Here is an 18587-nt window from a genome sequence, read left to right as displayed (position 1 = left end):
GCGGGTCCGTTGTGGCTGGTCGCGCAGTTCCCCGCGCCCCTGAGTACGTACACCGGCCCGGAGTTGGAGGAGGCAAGCGACGTCATGCTCGACCACCTGATCAAGGGCGCGACCATCGTCGATGGCACGGGCGCCCCGGCGTACACCGCCGACGTCGGCATCCGGGACGGTCGTGTCGCGGCCGTCGGGAAGATCACCGAAGAAGCCCGGACCACCGAGGACGCGCACGGCCTCGTCCTCGCCCCCGGTTTCGTCGACCCGCACACCCACTACGACGCCCAGCTGTTCTGGGACCCGTACGCGACCCCGTCCCTCAACCACGGGGTGACCACGGTCGCCGCGGGCAACTGCGGGTTCACCCTGGCCCCGCTGCACCCGGCGCGCCCGGCGGACGCCGACTACACGCGCCGCATGATGTCCAAGGTCGAGGGCATGTCCCTGGTGGCGCTGGAGGAGGGGGCGCCCTGGAACTGGCACTCGTTCGGGGAGTACCTGGACGCGCTGGAGGGGCGGATCGCCGTCAACGCGGGCTTCATGGTGGGGCACTGCGCGCTGCGGCGGTACGTCATGGGGCCGGACGCGGTCGGCGGGCAGCCGAGCGAGGAGCAGCTCGCGGACCTCGTCCGGCTGCTGCACGAGGCCATGGACGCCGGCGCCTGGGGCCTGTCCACCACCCAGTCGTCCACCCACTCCGACGGCGACGGGAAACCGGTCGCCTCCCGGCACGCGCGGCCGGCCGAGCTGCTGGCGCTGTCCAAGGCGGTCGGTGAGCACGAGGGCACCCAGATCGAGGCGATCGTCGCGGGCTGTCTCGACCAGTTCAGCGACGCGGAGATCGACCTGCTCGCGGAGATGAGCGCGACGGCCGGACGGCCCCTGAACTGGAACGTCCTCACCATCGACGCCTCCGTCCCGGAGCGGGTGCCCCGCCAGTTGCTGGCGAGCGAGCAGGCGCGCAAGGCGGGCGGCCGGGTCGTCGCCCTCACCATGCCGATCCTGACGCCGATGAACATGTCGCTGGGCACGTTCTGCGCCCTGAACCTCATCCCGGGCTGGGGACCGGTGCTCGGCCTGCCCGTCCCGGAGCGGATCGACAGGCTGCGCGACCCGGCCGTCCGGGCCCAGCTGCTGGAGCACGCCGGGTCCAGGGAGGCGGGCGTCTTCCGGCGGCTGGCGAACTTCGGGCGGTACGTCATCGGCGACACGTACAGCGAGGCGAACCGGGGGCTGAGCGGCCGGGTCGTGCGGGACATCGCGGCCGAACGCGGCCAGGACCCGTTCCACTGCCTGGTCGAGATCTGCGCCGCCGACGAGCTGCGGACGGTCCTGTGGCCCATGCCGACCGACAACGACCCGGCGTCCTGGGCGCTGCGCGCGCAGACCTGGCAGCACGAGGACGTCCTGCTCGGCGGCTCGGACGCCGGCGCCCACCTGGACCGGATGTGCGGAGCCCCGTACACGACCCGCTTCCTCGGGGACTGTCTGCGCGGGCGGAAGCTGGTGGGCCTGGAGCAGGCGGTGAAGATGCTGACGGACGATCCGGCGCGGCTCTTCGGTCTCAGGGAGCGGGGCCGGGTACAGGAGGGCTTCCATGCCGACCTCGTCCTCTTCGACCCGGAACGGATCGCCGCGGGCACGGCCACGCTGGTGCACGACCTGCCGGGTGACAGTCCGCGGCTGGACGCCAGGGCCATCGGGATCCGGGCCGTGTGGGTCAACGGGGTCGAGGCGATCCGCGACGACGTGGTGAGCGGGGCGGTGCCGGGGAGGGTGTTGCGGTCGGGGCGGGACACCCGGACGGTGGCGACCAGGTGACCGAGGGGCAGCGGCTGTTCGTCGGGGGTTCCTGGGTCGAGCCGGACGGCGGCCACTACGAGGTGGTCGACCCGGCCACCGAGGAGAGGGCCGGTCTGGCGCCGGAGGCCTCGCGGGACCAGGTGCGCGCGGCCTGCGCCGCGGCCCGCGAGGCCTTCGGTCCCTGGTCGCGGACCCCGCCGGAGGAGCGGGCGGCGATCCTCGCCCGGGCCGCGGGGATCATCGGCGGACGTCTGGAGCCGTACGCGGAGCTGGCCCGGGCGGAGACCGGGGCGACCACGGTGACGGCCCGGCGGATGCAGGTCGGGGTGGCCGCCGCCCGGTTCCGGCGGTACGCGCGGGTGGAGCCCGCCGAGTGGGCGATCCCGCCGCAGATCAACGAGGCGGGGCCGATGGGGCGGGCGGCGGTGCTGGGGGCACTGGCCGTACGCCAGCCCGTCGGGGTGGTCACCTGCGTCACCTCGTACAACAACCCGTGGGCGAACGCGGCCGGGAAGGTCGCCCCGGCGCTGGCGATGGGCAACACGGTGGTCGTCAAGCCCGCCCCGCAGGATCCGCTGTCGGTCTACCGGATGGCGCAGGCGCTGGAGGCGGCCGGGGTGCCGCGCGGGGTGGTGAACGTCGTCTCCGGCCGGTCGGTGGCGGTCGGGGAGGAGGCCGTCGGGTCGCCGGACGTCGACATGGTGAGCTTCACCGGCTCCACGGCGGTCGGGCAGCGCATCGCGCAGGTGTGCGGGCGCGGGATGAAACGGCAGCTGATGGAGCTGGGCGGGAAGGGCGCGGCGCTCGTCTTCGACGACGCGGACATCGGCTCGGCGGTGGCCGGGATCGGGACGACGTTCTCCTTCTACAGCGGGCAGATCTGCACGGCCCCGACCCGGGTGCTGGCGCAGCGGGGGGTGTACGACCGGCTGGTCGAGCGACTCGCGGCGTACGCGCGGCGGTTGAAGGTGGGCGACCCGAGGGAGCCGGACACGGTCGTCGGCCCGGTGATCTCGGCCGCGCACCGGGACCGGGTGGAGTCGTACGTCGAACTGGGCCGCAAGGAGGGCGCGGTGGTGGTGACCGGCGGCGACCGGCCGTCCGTGTCCGGCCGGGGCTTCTATGTGGCCCCCACCGTCCTCGCGGACTGCACCGACGACATGCGGGTGGCCCGGGAGGAGATCTTCGGCCCGGTGGTCGTCGTCATCCCCTTCGACGACGAGGAGGAGGGAGTGGAACTGGCCAACGACACGGACTACGGCCTGATCGACTACGTCTGGTCGGCGGACGTGGCCCGCGCCTTCCGCGTCGCCCGGCGGCTGCGGGCCGGCGGCGTGGGCGTCAACACCGTGGGCCGCAACATGGAGGCCCCGTTCGGCGGGTTCAAGAAGAGCGGGGTGGGCCGGGACGTGGGCTCGTACGCCCTGCACGCGTACAGCGAGGTGCAGGCGATCGTGTGGCCGGGGTGAGGAGCCGGACGGCTCCCGGCCACCGGCCGGGGGCGGTCCGCGGTGCCGGGGCCCGCCGTCGGCCCGGACGGGGCTGAGGCGCCGGTCACCGGTCCAGATCCACCCGCACCGTCAGCAGGCCCGCCCCCAGCAGCCGTACGCCCGCGCTGTTGAGGCGGGGCAGCGTGCGCAGCCGGGCGACGGGGTCGTCCTCGGGCATGAGGTGGGCCGTCCCGGCGTACCACCGTCCGCGGATGCGCACCCGCACCCGCGGGTCCGCCCTGATGTTGCGGACGTACTGGGAGCGCTCGCCGAACTCGGAGACCAGCCAGAAGGAGTCCCCGGTCCGCCGGCCGCCCACCGGGGTGCGGCGGGGCAGGCCCGAGGTGCGGCCGGTGGTCTCCAGGACGGTCTGGACCGGCAGGCGGCCGAGGACGGGGTTGCCGACGCGGCGCTGGAAGGCGGCGACCGCCCGGTACTTCAGCTCGGCTGGGCGGGACATGGGGACGGGCTCCTGTCGTGGGCGGGCGCATGACGTGCTCTCGCAGTGGAACACGGTAGGCCGGACGTGGGCCCAGGGGCGGGCGCACAGGACGGAGCGGGCCGATGTCGGTCGATCTGGTGGGGTTCCTCGGGGTGGTACTGCTGGCCTACGCGGTCCCCGGCCCGGACTTCCTGGTGATCGTGCGGGCGGCCGCCCGCCGGCCCGCGCTGGGCAGGGCGGCCGCCCTGGGAGCGCAGGCGGGGCTGTGCGTGCACATGGGCGCCGCGGTCCTGGGCCTGTCGGTGATCGCCGCCGGATCGGCCCTGGCGTTCACCCTCATCAAACTCGCGGGCGCCGGCTACCTGGTGTACCTGGGGGTGCGGGCCCTGCTCCAGGCGCGGCGCGGGGCCGGCGGCCGGACCCGGGAGGACGGTGAGCCGGACGCGGGCCCGCCGGAGCGCGAGGCCGGCGGCGAGGGGGCGCAGGACGTCGCCGTCAGCCGCCGCGCGAGTTTCGCCGAGGGCTTCCTGACGAACGTCCTCAACCCCAAGGCGGCGCTGTTCTTCCTCAGCGTCCTGCCCCAGTTCCTCCACCACGACGGCTCACCCACCGAGCAGATCCTGCTCCTCGGCGCCCTCGACATCGCGATCGGCGTCGTCTACTGGCTGCTGCTCGTCGGCGTCGCCGCGCAGCTGCGGTCCGTGCTCAACCGCCCACTCGTCCGCCGCCGTTGGGAGCAGGCGACGGGCTGGCTGTTCATCGGCATCGGCGTCGGCGTCGCCGCCACCGAGTGACGCGGACCGGCCCGCTTCCGCCCCCGCACCGCCGCCCCCTGCGCGGGAGCCGTCCGGCCATGGCGTACGGGTTCCACGGCGAACGGGCGTCCGGTCCACGGGGTACGGGCGTCCGGCCACGGGGTATACGGGCGTCCGGCCACGGGATACGGGCGTCCGGCCACGGCGAACCGACGGCCACACGCCCCGTGTGCCCACCACGCCCTCCCCTGCCCTGGAGACGGCCGCTCAGGGCACGCCCGCACCGATCGGCGACATCCGCGCCGCCCACCGGCCGGACACCGTCACCGAACCCCGCGGCCCGCGCCCGGGCCACCGGCACCGGCCCGTGGGCCGAGGCCCGTCCGTCACCGGCTCGTCACCCGCACCCCGACCCCGCCCGTCACCCGGCCCGTCCCAGGAAGATCGGGTTCGTGAACGCCGCCAGGGCCCCCGGCAGCGGCCCCGCCGCCGTCTCGTGCCGTACCTCGGCGCGGACGTACGCCGCGTACGAGGCAGTCGTGCGCCACTCCACGACCCCCGAGCCCGTCACCGGCAGCGGTGCGCCGGTGAACAGCACGCCCTGGTCGGTCACCAGGCGGACGACGCAGCGCGGGGCGCCCGTCACCTCCAGGCGTACCGTCACCGGGGTGTCCGCGGCGACCCGCAACCGACCGCCGATGCCCGCGTGTTCGCCGCGCCCGCCGCTCGCCGTGAAGGCGAGGGAGACGTGCCGCGACTCGGCGACGTACGAGCGGCCCGCGCGGATGCCGTCCTGGATCGCCTCGCGGGTGAGGTCGTCGGCCAGCACCACCGTCTGGGGGAGGCCCACCGCGTCCGGGGCGCGGTGGGCGTCGCTGCTGCCCATCGCCGGGATCCAGTCCCGGCCGCCGTCCCGCACCGACGCCACCAGCGTGGCGTCCCCGGAAGCGGCGGAGAGTGCCGACCGGTCGGTATGGACAGGTGGGGCCGGGCCCGGTACAGATGACCCATGCGCATCTCCGTGACGGTCTTCCTCACCGACGAGACGATCGCCCCGACCCGGCTCGCCCGCGAGCTGGAGCTTCGTGGGTTCGCCGGGCTGTATCTGCCCGAGCACACGCACATCCCCGTCGAGCGGACCAGCCCCTACCCGGCCGGCGGCGAGCTGCCGCCCGAGTACGGTCGTACGCTCGACCCCTTCGTCGCGCTCGGCCAGGCCGCCGCCGTCACCGAGCGGCTCGGGCTCGGCACCGGCATCACGCTCGTCGCCCAGCACGACCCGATCGACCTCGCCAAGCAGATCGCGACCCTCGACCACCTCTCCGGCGGGCGGTTCACCCTCGGCCTCGGCTTCGGGTGGAACGCGGAGGAGGCCGACGACCACGGCGTCCAGTGGCGCACGCGGCGCGAACTGGTGCGGGACCGGATGGCGTTGATGCGGGCCCTGTGGAGCGGGGCGCCGACCTCGTACACGGGTGAGTTCGGGAGCGTGCGAGCCAGTTTCGCGTACCCGAAGCCCGTGCAGGAGCCGCGCGGTCCGGTCGTCGGTCCGCGCACGCTCGTCGGCGGGGCAGCCGGCCCGAAGCTGTTCGCGCACATCTGCGAGTACGCCGACGGGTGGCTGCCGATCGGCGGCCGGGGCCTGTCGGAGTCGCTGCCCGTTCTGCGGGCGGCCTGGGCGGACGCCGGCCGCGACCCGGCCGCCCTCCAGATCGTCCCGTACGCCGTCCACCCGACCCCGGGCAAGCTCGCGCACTACGCCGAACTCGGCATCGAGGAGGTCGTGGCGCAGCTACCCCCGGCCGACGAGTCGGAGACGCTGAAGGCACTGGACCAGTACGCGCCCTATGTCTCCGGTCAGGTCTCCGGCTGACGTTCGGCCGGGTGTCGTGCGGCCGCGAGGTCTGTGCCGCCTGACGGCTGCGACGCGTGTGCCGCTTGGCGGCTGTGCAGGCGTGCGGCCTGGCGGCCGGGACGCGTGTGCTGTCCGGCCGCCGTGGCCCGGCTGCCGCCCGGTGGCTGTGCCCCCGCCTGCCCCAGGCACCCGCGCCCCGCGTCCATGCCCCGTGGCGCATCCCCGCCCGGGGACGAATCGGGCGGTGCTTGTCGGGGCTGATCAGGTCGCTCGTATGCTCGATGGATGACGACTTCCGCGACCTCCGGAACCGGCCCCACCGAGAACTCCATGCGTCGCGCCCTCAAACGCGCCCGGGACGGCGTCACCCTGGACGTCTCCGAGGCGGCGGTGCTGCTCCAGGCTCGCGGTGAGGCCCTCGACGACCTCGCCGCGTCGGCCGCCCGGGTGCGGGACGCGGGCCTCGCGGCGGCGGGCCGCCCCGGTGTCATCACGTACTCGAAGAGCGTCTTCATCCCCCTCACCCGGCTGTGCCGGGACAAGTGCCACTACTGCACCTTCGTCACGGTCCCCGGCAAGCTGCGCCGCGAGGGCCACGGCATGTTCATGTCCCCCGACGAGGTCCTGGACGTGGCCCGCCGCGGCGCCGCCCTCGGCTGCAAGGAAGCCCTGATCACCCTCGGCGACAAGCCCGAGGACCGCTGGCCCGAGGCGCGCGAATGGCTGGACGCGCACGGCTACGACGACACCATCGCCTACGTCCGCGCCATCTCCATCCGGATCCTGGAGGAGACGGGCCTGCTGCCCCACCTCAACCCCGGCGTGCTGACCTGGACGGACTTCCAGCGCCTCAAGCCGGTCGCGCCCAGCATGGGCATGATGCTGGAGACGACCGCGACCCGGCTGTGGTCCGAGCCCGGCGGCCCGCACCACGGCTCCCCGGACAAGGAACCGGCCGTCCGGCTGCGCGTCCTGGAGGACGCCGGCCGCTCGTCCGTGCCGTTCACGTCCGGAATCCTGATCGGGATCGGCGAGACGTACGAGGAGCGCGCCGAGTCCCTGTTCGCGCTGCGGAAGGTCTCCCGGGCCTACCACAGCGTCCAGGAACTGATCATCCAGAACTTCCGCGCCAAACCGGACACCGCGATGCGCGGCATGCCGGACGCGGAACTCGACGAGCTGGTCGCGACGGTGGCCGTCACCCGCCACCTCATGGGCCCCTCCGCCTGCCTCCAGGCCCCGCCGAACCTCGTCGACAGCGAGTACGAGCGGCTCATCGGTGCCGGCATCGACGACTGGGGCGGGGTCTCCCCGCTCACCATCGACCACGTCAACCCCGAGCGCCCCTGGCCGCAGATCGAGGAGCTGGCCGCACGCTCCGCCGCCGCCGGGTTCGAGCTGCGGGAACGCCTGTGCGTGTACCCGGAGTTCGTCCAGCGCGGCGAGCCCTGGCTGGACCCGCGGCTGCGCCCGCACGTCCGCGCGCTCGCCGACCCGGAGACGGGCCTCGCCCTCGCCGACGCGGTGGTCCAGGGCCACCCGTGGCAGGAGCCGGAGGAGGTCTTCGAGCCGACCGGCCGTACGGACCTGCACCGCACCATCGACACCGAGGGCCGCACGTCCGACCGCCGCGACGACTTCGACGAGGTGTACGGCGACTGGGGCGCCCTGCGCGAGGCGGCCGTCCCCGGCATGGCACCGGAACGCATCGACACGGACGTACGGCAGGCACTGGCGACGGCGGCCGACGACCCGACGAGACTGACCGACGCCGAGGCGCTCGCCCTGCTGCACGCGGACGGTCCGGCGCTGGACGCGCTGACGCGCATCGCGGACGACGTGCGCAGGTCGGCGGTCGGCGACGACGTCACGTACATCGTCACCCGGAACATCAACTTCACCAACGTCTGCTACACGGGCTGCCGTTTCTGCGCCTTCGCGCAGCGCCGGACGGACGCCGACGCGTACACCCTCTCCCTGGACCAGGTCGCCGACCGCGCCCAACAGGCCTGGGAGGTGGGCGCGGTGGAGGTCTGCATGCAGGGCGGCATCCACCCGGACCTGCCCGGCACGGCGTACTTCGACATCGCGAAGGCGGTGAAGGCCCGCGTCCCCGGGATGCACGTGCACGCCTTCTCGCCGATGGAGGTCGTCAACGGGGCGACCAGGACGGGCCTTTCGATCCGCGAGTGGCTGACGGCCGCGAAGGAGGCGGGCCTCGACTCCGTCCCCGGCACGGCGGCCGAGATCCTCGACGACGAGGTCCGCTGGATCCTGACCAAGGGCAAACTGCCGACGGCGACCTGGATCGAGGTCATCTCGACGGCGCACGAGCTGGGCATCCGCTCCTCGTCGACGATGATGTACGGCCACGTCGACCAGCCCCGCCACTGGCTCGGCCACCTGCGCACCCTCGCCGGTATCCAGCAACGCACGGGCGCCTTCACGGAGTTCGTCACCCTCCCCTTCATCCACACCAACGCACCGGTGTACCTGGCGGGCATCGCCCGGCCCGGCCCGACGATGCGGGACAACCGGGCGGTGACGGCCATGGCGAGGCTGCTGCTGCACCCGTGGATCCCCAACATCCAGACCAGCTGGGTGAAGCTGGGGACCGAGGGCGCCGCCGAGATGCTCCGCTCCGGCGCGAACGACCTCGGCGGCACGCTGATGGAGGAGACCATCTCCCGGATGGCGGGCTCCTCCTACGGCTCGTACAAGTCGGTCAAGGACCTGATCGCGGTGGCGGAAGCGGCGGGCCGGCCGGCGAAGCCGCGCACCACGCTGTACGGGGAGGTCCCGGAGGAACGGCAGCGGGCGGCGGCCGTCTCCGACGGACACCTGCCGCAGCTGCTGCCGGTGCTGGACTGAGGGGAGCGCCTCCGGCCAGTACGATGATCGGACCCCTCGTGGGAGGGGTCCCGTACCTGAGGAGATGCGTGCCCGTGCCTGCCCGACGGCTTCCCTCGTGGGTCTGGGTGACCGGTCTGACGGCGGGCGCGGTCGCAGCGGTCGTCGTCCTGGGCGTACAGGCGGACAAGGGGCCGCATCCCACCGCCACGGCGGCCCGGCCGGACACGTCGGCGAGCCCGCGGCCCTCCGCGTCGAAGCCCGCGGCGCCCGCCCCGGTGCCGGACGGCTCCGGCACCGGGCGGCGCGTCGTCTACTCGCTGGGCCAGAAGCGGGTGTGGCTGGTCGACGCGAGCGACGTCGCCCGCCGGACGTTCACGGTGTGGCCGGGCACGGTGAGCCCGGATCCGGGCAGCTACACGATCTCCCGGCGCACGGAGGCCACCACCGGCTCCGACGGCGTACAGATCGAGCACGTCATGTACTTCGCCGCCAAGTCCGGCCTGTCCGTCGCCTTCTCGAACGCGGTGGACGGCTCGTCGCCCCCGCCCGCCTCGGGCGTCCAAACCAGTGGCGTCCGGACGGGCAAGGCGGACGGGTCGGCGCTGTGGACCTTCGGCGAGACCGGCACGACGGTCGTGGTGGTCAAGTAGCCGTGCCGGTCGCGCGGTCGCTGACCGGTGCTCAGGCGGCGGTCCGCTCCGCCCCCGACGGCAGGTTGACCACCAGCAGCACGATCCCGCTGAACACGAACGCCCGGGTCGCCGCGTCCAGCCCGTTCCAGTCCTCGGACTGCCACATCGCGAACCACTCACCGCCGATCGCGATGAACCCGGCCCCGAACAGCAGCATCACCATCAGCAGGCCGTACGTGGAGAACCGGCGGGCACCGCCGAGGTCCCGCCGGGCCCACAGCCAGGTCCCGTAGACCAGCACGAGGGCGGCGACGGTCTCCCAGACGATGATGGCGACGTACGCCGCGTCCTGAAGCCCCTCGCTGGTGATCGCTCTCCACATCAGGTCGTCGTCCTTGAACGTCGTGTCCATCGCCAGCACGTGCCGCACGAACTGCTGGTTGGTCCCGAAGTCGGTGATGTTCCCGAAGGCGACGAGCACCATGTAGAGGGCGACGGACGCGGTGAGAAGAGTGGCGGTGAGCTGGAGCGCACCGCGTGAGGTTGTAGTGGCCATGGCGGTCATCTTCCCCGCCGGCGACGGGGTTCCGATACGCATCGAGCCAGAATGACAGCGACGGAGATCCGTGGAAGGGACACCGAACGCGCCTTGTCCCGAGCTGAGTTGAGAAGTCATCCGGTGTCCGGCGGGTGGACGCGGCCCGACGGCCCTCCCGCACGTGTTCCGCGGTCACCTCGAAGGGCGACTGTCCCTGATACCGAGGCCTCTGCCAGACTTCTGCCGGACCGGCTACGGGGGTGGTGCGGATGAGGCCGACGCGGCCGTCGATGCAGGAGCTGATCCGGCTGCGCCGACGCGCCGGGTTCGTGGGGCGCAGTGACGAGCGAGCCGCGTTCCGGCGGAACCTCGACCTGGCGCCGGATGACGAGCGGCACCGGTTCCTGTTCCACGTACACGGGAACGCGGGGGTCGGAAAGACCTTCCTGGTAAGGGAGTTGGAGCACATCGCCCGCGAACGCGGAGCGGTCACGGCGTACGTCGACGAGAGCGCCGGCAGCGTGCCGGAGGCGATGGACACGATCAGCCGCCAACTCGCCGCGCAGGGACACCGGTTCAAGGAGCTCGACCGGCTGCTGACCGCGCACCGGGAACGGCGGCACGAAGCCGAGGCGGTGCTGTCCGCGCTGGAGCCCGAGCCCGAGGGCCCGTCGTCGGTGACGACGACGGCGGTCCGGCTCGGCCTTGCCGGACTCGGGCTGCTCCCGGGCGCCGGCCCCTTCGCCGGCGCCGTCGACGCCGATCGGCTGGCCCAGGGCGCCGACCGGCTGCGCGCCGGCCTCAGCGCACGTTTTCGCAGCCAGGAGGACGTGCAGATCGTGCTGTCCCCCGAGAGCGTCCTCACCCCGGCGCTGCTCGGCGAGCTGGCGGACGCCGCATCCGCGGCGCCGTGGATCGTGCTGTTCTTCGACACGTACGAGCGGACCGGGCCGTTCCTCGGCGGCTGGCTGCGCGAGATCATGACGACCGACCGGTACGGCGCCCTCGCCGCCAACGTCGTGGTGGTGACGGCCGGCCAGCAGCCCTTCGACACCGCTCGCTGGGGCGGGTTCGCCGACTTCATGACGGACTTCCCGCTGCGGCCCTTCACGGAGGCGGAGGCGAGAGGGCTGCTGGCCGACAGAGGGGTGCGCGAGGAGTCGGTCGTTGCCGAGGTACTTCGCCTCACGGGCGGGCTGCCGGTTCTGGTGTCGACCCTCGCGGAGACCCGGCCCGCCGGCCCGGGCGGGGTGGGGGACCCGAGCGCGGACGCCGTGGAACGGTTCCTGAAATGGGAGCGAGACCCGGTGCGTCGGGGCGTCGCGCTGGCGTGCGCGCTGCCGCGGTGGCTGAACGCGGACGTGTTCCGGGCGGCTGCGGACTGTCCCGAGGAGGACGCCGACGCCCTCTTCTCATGGCTGAGGAACAAGCCGTTCCTCAGTGAGCGCGGGGAGCGGACGCAGTATCACGACGTGGTGCGGGCGCCGATGCTCCGCCTACAGCGGCTGCGCTCACCTCGCGGGTGGGCCGACCGGCACCTCCGCTTGGCCGAGGCGTTCGGCCGGTGGCGGGCGGACGTCGAGGCGGACCTGCCCTCGGACGGGTTGTGGCGGGACGACGAGTGGCGTGAGCTCCGGCTCGCCCAGTCCTACCACCTGCTCTGCGCGAGGCCCCGCGCCGCTCTCCCGATGGTGTCCCGGGAACTCGTGGATGCCTGCGGTGAGGGTGACGTGGTGGCGCGGCGGTGGGCGCGGGCGCTGGTGCAGGCCGGGGAGGACGCGGATGCGGGGAAGGCCGGGGAGTGGGGGCACGAGGTCCTGGGGGCGTTGGAGAGCGGTGGCGTCCTCGAAGTGCTGGGGGTACTGCTGGCGAAGGGCCGCCTCGACGCACAGGGACAGGCGGAGGCGTACAGGCTCCGGGGAGCCGAGCTCTGTGGCGCCGGGAATCACGCCACGGCGCTGGTCGAGTTCGATCGTGCCGTCGCACTCGATCCGGAGTCGGCACCGGCGTACGTGGGCAGGGCGATCACGAGGGCGCACCAAGGCGACTACCGCGGTGCCGTCACTGATCTGGACCGGGCCGACGAGCTGGCGCCGGACGAGGCCGGCACCCTTGCTCTGCGTGGTGACTACCACCGACTCATGGGCAGCTACGAAGCAGCGGTACGGGACTTGGGCAGGGCGGTCGGACTCGATCCGGCGAGGAAGACGGCTTGGGCCTCCCGAGGAGCCGTCCGGCATCTGCTCGGTGACGTCGAGGGTGCGGTCTCGGATCTGGACCGGGCCCTGGAACTGGATCCCGGCTACGTCTGGGCGTTGGTGCGACGGGCGCGCGTGTGGCGGTGGCGCGGCGACCAGGAGCGACGCCTGGCCGATCTGGACCGCGCCGTCGCCCTGGGGCCCGACACGGCCTGGGTGTTCTGCGAGCGGGGCGACGCGCTCACCGGCGCCGGCCGCCACGAACACGCCCTCGCCGACTTCGACCGGGCCCTCGCCCTCGACGGCGACTACGCCTCGGCCTACGCGAGCCGCGGCGATTGCCTGGCCAGGATGGGCCGGCTCACGGAGGCGCTTGCCGATCTGGATCGCGCTCTCGACCTCAGTCCGGAGTACGTCTGGGCACTCCGGCGGCGGTCGAGGGTGCACCTGGCACTCGGTTCCCGTGCGAAGGCGTCGGCCGATGTCGAACGGGCGTTGGAACTGGACCCGGAGCACTCACCGGAGGAGAGCGCCGACTGACGCCTCAGCGCCTCGCGAACGCCACGAAACCGGCCCACGAGGCGTCCGTGAACGCGAGCCGCGTGCCGTTCTTGTCCTTGGAGTCGCGTACGTGGACGGTGGCGTCGGCGGGGGCTATGGCCACCTCGACGCAGTCAGGGCCGTCGTTGCCGCTGTAGCTGCTCTTGAACCACTCCAGTGCGGGGATCATGTCTCTTCTCCCATGACTTTCTCGATGAAGGCCCGTGACTCCCGGGGCGAGAGCGCCTGCGCCCGGATCATTCCATAGCGCATCTCCAGGACTTGGACTTCCCGGGGATCACTGATCACGCGGTCGTACAGCTGGCCCTCCGAGTGCCCCAGGGTCTTGCCGTCGCGTAGCTTCAGCACCCGGAACGGGCCCATCATGCCCGCGTGGTCCTCCCGGTCCATCGGCATCACCTGGATTTCGACGTGCCGCAACATGCTGATATCCAGGAGGTGTTCGAGCTGTTGGCGCAGCACCATTCTTCCGCCGATCGGCCGCCGCAGCGTCGCCTCTTCCTGGACAAAGGTGACCAACGGACGCGGCACGCGATCGAAGACGGCCTTGCGTGCCACGCGTGCGGCGACGTACCGGTCGATTTCCTCCTCCGTGTAAGCGGGCCGCCGCATCGCGTACAACGCGTGTGCGTACTCCGGCGTCTGCAGCAGACCGTGGACGTGGAGGCCACCGGCATAGGCCCCGAGTTCGAAGGCCTCCTCCTCCAACTTGGCCAGATCCCGCACCTTCTTCGGATACCGGGCCCGCTCCACGTCCTCCTTCATCGCGGACAGCTTCCCGCCCGCGCCGAGGACGTCGTCGGCCTTGTCGAGGAAGTCCGGCTTGGGGATCCTCCGGCCGCGCTCCACCGAGGAGACCATCTCCCCGCCGTACCCGATCGCGTCGCCGAGCTCCGACTGCCGCATTCCGGCGGCCTCGCGCCACATCTTGATCTGCCGGCCGACCGTCCTGAGTACGGCCGCCGCCTCCTCGTCCTCCACCCTCGCCCCTCCAGTCGTACGAGCCGGACGACGCCGGAACGTGCCCGGACAGTAGCGCTCCGTACTGGCGTCGATGCTGTTCAGGGTAGACAGCGGCGACCACGCTGAGTGATGTGAACCAGGAAATCACCCACACCGCGGTCCCCGTACGCCACTTCACGCTGCTCCTGTCCGCGACTCGTAGGGGCGCCCGTCTGGCCCGGCTGCTCACCCAACGTCAACTCGCCGAGTGGGGCGTGCCGTCCGAGGCCGCTGAGCACGTCGTGGCCGAACTCGCGGCGAACGCCGTGCTGCACGGCCGCGTACCGGGCAGGGACTTCCGGCTGACCCTGCGGCTGGACGGGGACCGCATCCTCCGTATCGAGGTCACCGACGCCAGGGGAGACCGACTTCCGTGTGTCCCGGACCCGGTGCCCGAGTGCGCGGAGTCGGGGCGCGGGCTGCGGCTGGTGGCGGCGTACGCGGACCGCTGGGGCGTCTGCGAGGCGCCGGCGCACGGCAAGACGGTGTGGGCGGAACTGGTGTCCTGACCGGCCGCCGCCGGGTGCTCCGGTCCGTGAGCTCATGGCACCTGTCCTTCCCTTCCCCTCGCTCATGCCACGGTCCAGGACCCGCCCCGGACCGCCTCCGATCACCCCGAGCCGTGTCGGTCACCTCAGGCGTCCGGTTCGCCCCCTGAACCGACCGTCCCCGTTCGATTACAGTGCTGAGCTGTCGTACGTAAGGACGGACGGTCGCCGTGGGAGGTCTTGGTGGGCGCGACAGCCGGGGCCGTCTGGGGGCGGGCCGAGCAGCAGGACTTCCGGAGCCGGGTACGCGGCACGCTGCTGGGCGCGGCCGTCGGGGACGCGCTGGGCGCGCCGGTCGACGGGCTCGGGCTGGAGGAGATCCAGGAGGCGTACGGCGCCGAGGGGCTCGCCGACCTCGGGTTCGGGTACGGACGGCGCGGGGCCGTCACCCACCTCACCCAGCTCACCCTGTTCACCGTGGACGGGCTGATACGCGCCCAGGTCCGCCGGGACACCGGCGCCTGGCATCCGCCGACCGATGTGCACCGGGCCTATCTGCGCTGGGCGGCCACCCAGCGTGACTGGGGACCCGACGAGCGGCGCAAGGAGGACGGGTGGCTCGCCCGCGAGGAGTGGCTGTACGCCCGCCGGGACCCCACCCGCTCCCTGCTGCTGGGACTCGGCGACGACACCATGGGCACGCTGGAGTCGCCCAAGAACCCGGCCGAGGCCGGGCCGGAGGCCGCCGTCCGGTCCGCGCCCTTCGGGCTGCTCGTCGGCTGGGAGCCGCAGCTGGTCGTCCAGCTCGCCGTGGAGTGTGCCGCGCAGACCCACGGCCACCCCACCGCCTACCTCTCGGCGGGCGCGTACGCCGTGATCGTGCACGCGCTGGCGCTCGGCGAGAGCCTGGATGCGGCCGTACAGCGGGCGCTCGCCCTGATCGCCGTCCGCCCCGGACACGAGCCCGTGGCGGAGGCGCTGCAACACGCGCTGGGTGCCGTCCGGCAGGGGATGCCGACCGCCGCCCGGGTCGAGGAACTGCTCGGGGAGGGTACGGCGGAGGGGCTGGTGTCCGCCGCCGTGTACTGCGCGCTGGTGGGGGAGGACGTACGGCACGGGCTGCGGCTGGCCGTGAACCACGACGGACCCTCGGCCGCCGCCGGCGCCCTCACCGGCGGGCTGCTCGGTGCCCTGCACGGCGAGACGGCCCTCCCGCCGGCCTGGCTGGCCGAGCTGGAGGGCCGTCCCACGCTGCTGGAACTGGCCGACGACTTCGCGATGGAGATGACCCAGGGCCCGGCACTGCACGGCCCGGCGGGCTCGTCGCCCGGGTGGCTCGTGCGCTATCCGCGCGCCTGAGCCGCCCTCGCGGCGTGCGCCTTTCCCCTCGTGGGCCTCGCTTGTCGTGGGCCCCGCTTGTGGTGTGCCTTCGTCGTTCCGCGCGCTCAGTCCTTGGCGGGGGTGCGCAGCGCGTCGTCCATCGGGCCCGCCGGTGCCGGGACGGCCGCCGCCGCCGAGCCGCCACCGTCCGTGTTGATCGTCTCGATGATGGCGAGCCGCTCCGGGGTGTCCTCGGGCTTCAGGAAACCGACGAGGATGTACAGGACGAGCGACACGGCCAGCGGGATCGAGACCTGGTACTGGAGCGGCACGCCGCCCTCGACGTTCCAGTTGATCGGGTAGTTGACCAGCCAGAAGGCGAACAGGCCCATGGACCAGCTGGTCAGCGCGGCCGTGGGGCCGGAGCGGCGGAACGGGCGCAGCAGGCCCAGCATCATCGGGATGGCCATCGGGCCCATCAGACCGGCCACCCACTTGATCACCACGGTGATGATGTCCTTGAAGGCGGGCGAGTTGACCTGCGTGGCCGCCGCCATGGACAGGCCGAGGAAGACGACCGTGGCGAGGCGGGCCGCGATGAGCCCCGAGCGCTGGCTCCAGCTCCGGGCCCGCGTCGAGATCACCGGCGCCACGTCCCGGGTGAAGACGGCGGCGATCGCGTTGGCGTCGGAGGAGCACATGGCCATGGTGTGGGAGAAGAAGCCGACGATGACCAGGCCCAACAGGCCGTGCGGCAGGAGCTGTTCGGTCATCAGGCCGTAGGAGTCCGAACCGTCCGGCTTCTGCGACTCCACCAGCAGCGGCGACATCCACATCGGGTAGAACAGGACCAGCGGCCACACCAGCCACAGCACCGCCGACAGCCGGGCCGAGCGCTCGGCCTCGCGGGGGCTGGACGTGGCCATGTAGCGCTGGGCCTGGTTGAGCATGCCGCCGTTGTACTCGAAGAGCTTGATGAACAGGAAGGCCAGCAGGAACACCGCGCCGTAGTCGGCGACCAGCGGCTTCTCGTGGCCCTGGAGCGCCGGCTGGTCCCACGCGTCGATGAACCCGATGCCCTTGTCGCCGAGTTCGAGCACCACGGCGACGAACATCGCGATTCCGGCGAGGAGTTGGATGACGAACTGGCCCAACTCCGTCAGCGCGTCCGCCCACAGGCCGCCGATCGTGCAGTAGATCGCCGTGATGGTGCCGGTGATGAGGATGCCCTGGTTCAGGGAGATACCGGTGAAGACCGACAGCAGGGTCGCGATCGCGGCCCACTTGGCGCCGACGTCCACGATCTTCAGCAGCATGCCGGACCAGGCCAGCGCCTGCTGGGTCTTCAGGTCGTAGCGGTTCTTCAGGTACTCGAGCGGCGAGGCCACATGGAGCCTGGACCGCAGCCGGTTGATACGTGGTGCGAACAACTTCGAGCCGATGGCGATACCGAGCGCGATCGGGAAGGACCAGGTGACGAAGGAGGTCACGCCGTAGGTGTAGGCGATGCCCGCGTACCCGGTGAACATCACCGCGCTGTATCCCGACATGTGGTGGGAGATACCGGACAGCCACCACGGCATCTTTCCGCCCGCGGTGAAGAAGTCGCTGACGTTGTCCACGCGCTTGTGCGACCACACGCCGATCGCGACCATCACGCCGAAGTATCCGATGAGCACGGCCCAGTCGAGACTGTTCATGGGCCCCCTTCCAGGGTCCGCCGCCAGGGTCAGGCATGTGAACTCTGGGTTGGTGGGCATGCTCACGGCAAGCAAGAGGAAGGTCAAGAGACCGTAAAATAGTTCTTAGTGGTGTCCTGTGTTTATGTACATGAACAACCGACTGACCGGAAACGATCAGTCAGCGCATCAGCTCCCCCGCGTTGACCAGCAAGGACTGCCCCGTGATCGCCCGTGCCCGGTCCGAGGCGAGAAAGACCGCCGCGTCCGCCACATCCGCGTCCGAGGCCAGCTCGGGCAGCGCCATCCGCGTGGTGAGCCGCTCCAGCACCTCTGCCTCCGGCACGCCCTCCGCCTGCGCGGTGAACTGGACGTACGCTCGCACCGGCGGCCCCCACATCCAGCCCGGCAGCACCGTGTTGACCCGGATGCGATACGGCCCGAGCTCCCGCGCCAGCGAGTACATCGCGCTCGTCAGCGCCCCCTTCGACGCCGCGTACGCCGCCTGCCGCACCTGGGACGGCGCCGCCACCGCCGACTGCGTGCCGATGAACACCACCGAGCCGCCGCCCGCCTTCAGCGCCGGCAGGCAGGCTCGGGTCATCCGCAGCGTACCCAGCAGGTTCACGTCGATCACCGACTGCCAGGTGGTGAAGTCGGCGTCCTCCAGCCCGCCGAAGCAGCTGTCCAAGGCCGCGACATGGACCACCGCGTCGATCCGCCCGAACCGCTCCCGCGCCAGTTCCGCCAGTGCTTCGCACTGCCCCTCGTCCGTGATGTCCGTCGCCCGGTACGCCGTGTGCACCCCCTCCGGATCGATCCCGGCCGCGCTCTTCGCGAGGTTCGCCTCCGTCCGCGCGCCGAGCACCGCGTTCCCGCCGTCCCGTACGACGGCCGCCGCGACCTGGTGACCGAGCCCGGCCCCGACTCCTGACACGACGACGGTCCTGTCCGAGAGCAGTGACATGGGTCCTCCT

The 18587-nt window shown here is 72.4% G+C and carries 15 protein-coding genes and 1 pseudogene; 9 read left to right on the top strand and 7 right to left on the bottom strand.

The features are described 5' to 3' along the window. Positions 1-63: 63 nt before the first annotated feature. Both QQS16_RS19100 and QQS16_RS19095 read left to right on the top strand, forming a co-directional pair. Positions 64-1815, top strand: coding sequence for an N-acyl-D-amino-acid deacylase family protein (locus QQS16_RS19100; protein ID WP_286063046.1), 1752 nt, complete (start codon positions 64-66; stop codon positions 1813-1815). Next, complete coding sequence (locus tag QQS16_RS19095; RefSeq protein ID WP_286063045.1) at positions 1812-3266, top strand: aldehyde dehydrogenase family protein; 1455 nt, start codon at positions 1812-1814, stop codon at positions 3264-3266. The genes QQS16_RS19100 and QQS16_RS19095 overlap by 4 nt, the downstream gene beginning before the upstream one ends. Before the next feature lie 85 nt (positions 3267-3351). Here QQS16_RS19095 and QQS16_RS19090 read toward each other — a convergent pair whose 3' ends face one another. Continuing rightward, the gene (locus tag QQS16_RS19090; RefSeq protein WP_286063044.1) at positions 3352-3747 is read right to left on the bottom strand and encodes a nitroreductase/quinone reductase family protein; all 396 of its coding nucleotides are present in this window, start codon (positions 3745-3747) and stop codon (positions 3352-3354) included. A gap of 104 nt (positions 3748-3851) precedes the next feature. Between QQS16_RS19090 and QQS16_RS19085 the strand changes: the two genes are divergently transcribed. Then, positions 3852-4523, top strand: coding sequence for a LysE family translocator (locus tag QQS16_RS19085; RefSeq protein WP_286063043.1), 672 nt, complete (start codon positions 3852-3854; stop codon positions 4521-4523). A gap of 382 nt (positions 4524-4905) precedes the next feature. Here the strand turns inward: QQS16_RS19085 and QQS16_RS19080 are convergent. Beyond that, positions 4906-5424, bottom strand: a pseudogene (locus tag QQS16_RS19080) (CehA/McbA family metallohydrolase); the annotation flags it as partial. A gap of 69 nt (positions 5425-5493) precedes the next feature. Here QQS16_RS19080 and QQS16_RS19075 point away from each other — a divergent pair. The 3 genes from QQS16_RS19075 to QQS16_RS19065 all read left to right on the top strand — a co-directional run bounded on the left by QQS16_RS19075 (position 5494) and on the right by QQS16_RS19065 (position 9842). After that, complete coding sequence (locus QQS16_RS19075) at positions 5494-6357, top strand: LLM class F420-dependent oxidoreductase (protein ID WP_286063042.1); 864 nt, start codon at positions 5494-5496, stop codon at positions 6355-6357. A 267-nt stretch (positions 6358-6624) separates the two neighbouring features. Next, entirely contained in the window at positions 6625-9210 is a 2586-nt protein-coding gene (locus QQS16_RS19070) for a bifunctional FO biosynthesis protein CofGH (protein ID WP_286063041.1), read from the top strand. A gap of 23 nt (positions 9211-9233) precedes the next feature. Continuing rightward, positions 9234-9842, top strand: coding sequence for a hypothetical protein (locus QQS16_RS19065; RefSeq protein WP_502963810.1), 609 nt, complete (start codon positions 9234-9236; stop codon positions 9840-9842). A 31-nt stretch (positions 9843-9873) separates the two neighbouring features. On the opposite strand, the gene QQS16_RS19060 is transcribed toward QQS16_RS19065, so the two are convergent. Beyond that, positions 9874-10380 (bottom strand): DUF2165 domain-containing protein, encoded by a 507-nt coding sequence (locus tag QQS16_RS19060; protein WP_286063039.1) that lies wholly within the window; start codon positions 10378-10380, stop codon positions 9874-9876. Positions 10381-10631: 251 nt separating this feature from the next. Between QQS16_RS19060 and QQS16_RS19055 the strand changes: the two genes are divergently transcribed. Next, a complete protein-coding gene (locus QQS16_RS19055; RefSeq protein ID WP_286063038.1) occupies positions 10632-13100 on the top strand; it encodes a tetratricopeptide repeat protein in 2469 nt (822 codons plus the stop codon). A gap of 4 nt (positions 13101-13104) precedes the next feature. Here the strand turns inward: QQS16_RS19055 and QQS16_RS19050 are convergent, their stop codons facing one another. Together QQS16_RS19050 and QQS16_RS19045 are read right to left on the bottom strand one after the other, a co-directional pair. After that, positions 13105-13290, bottom strand: a complete 186-nt coding sequence (locus QQS16_RS19050) for a DUF397 domain-containing protein (RefSeq protein ID WP_286063037.1) — start codon at positions 13288-13290, stop codon at positions 13105-13107. Then, on the bottom strand, positions 13287-14102 hold the full coding sequence (locus QQS16_RS19045; protein ID WP_286063036.1) for a helix-turn-helix domain-containing protein: 816 nt from the start codon (positions 14100-14102) through the stop codon (positions 13287-13289). Before QQS16_RS19045 ends, QQS16_RS19050 begins: the two co-directional genes overlap by 4 nt. 113 nt (positions 14103-14215) lie before the next feature. On the opposite strand from QQS16_RS19045, the gene QQS16_RS19040 reads away from it, so the two are divergent. Both QQS16_RS19040 and QQS16_RS19035 read left to right on the top strand, forming a co-directional pair. Then, the gene (locus QQS16_RS19040) at positions 14216-14632 is read left to right on the top strand and encodes an ATP-binding protein (RefSeq protein WP_286063035.1); all 417 of its coding nucleotides are present in this window, start codon (positions 14216-14218) and stop codon (positions 14630-14632) included. Between the two features lie 222 nt (positions 14633-14854). After that, positions 14855-15970 (top strand): ADP-ribosylglycohydrolase family protein, encoded by a 1116-nt coding sequence (locus tag QQS16_RS19035; RefSeq protein ID WP_286063034.1) that lies wholly within the window; start codon positions 14855-14857, stop codon positions 15968-15970. An 86-nt stretch (positions 15971-16056) separates the two neighbouring features. Here the strand turns inward: QQS16_RS19035 and QQS16_RS19030 are convergent, their stop codons facing one another. Both QQS16_RS19030 and QQS16_RS19025 read right to left on the bottom strand, forming a co-directional pair. After that, complete coding sequence (locus QQS16_RS19030) at positions 16057-17631, bottom strand: sodium:solute symporter family protein (protein WP_286063033.1); 1575 nt, start codon at positions 17629-17631, stop codon at positions 16057-16059. Positions 17632-17791: 160 nt separating this feature from the next. After that, the gene (locus QQS16_RS19025) at positions 17792-18577 is read right to left on the bottom strand and encodes an SDR family oxidoreductase (protein WP_286063032.1); all 786 of its coding nucleotides are present in this window, start codon (positions 18575-18577) and stop codon (positions 17792-17794) included. Positions 18578-18587: the final 10 nt, after the last annotated feature.

Source organism: Streptomyces sp. ALI-76-A (assembly GCF_030287445.1).
GTDB lineage: Bacteria > Actinomycetota > Actinomycetes > Streptomycetales > Streptomycetaceae > Streptomyces.
The sequence above is the reverse complement of the archived record's forward strand: the minus strand, read 5'-3'. Positions and strand labels throughout refer to the sequence as shown.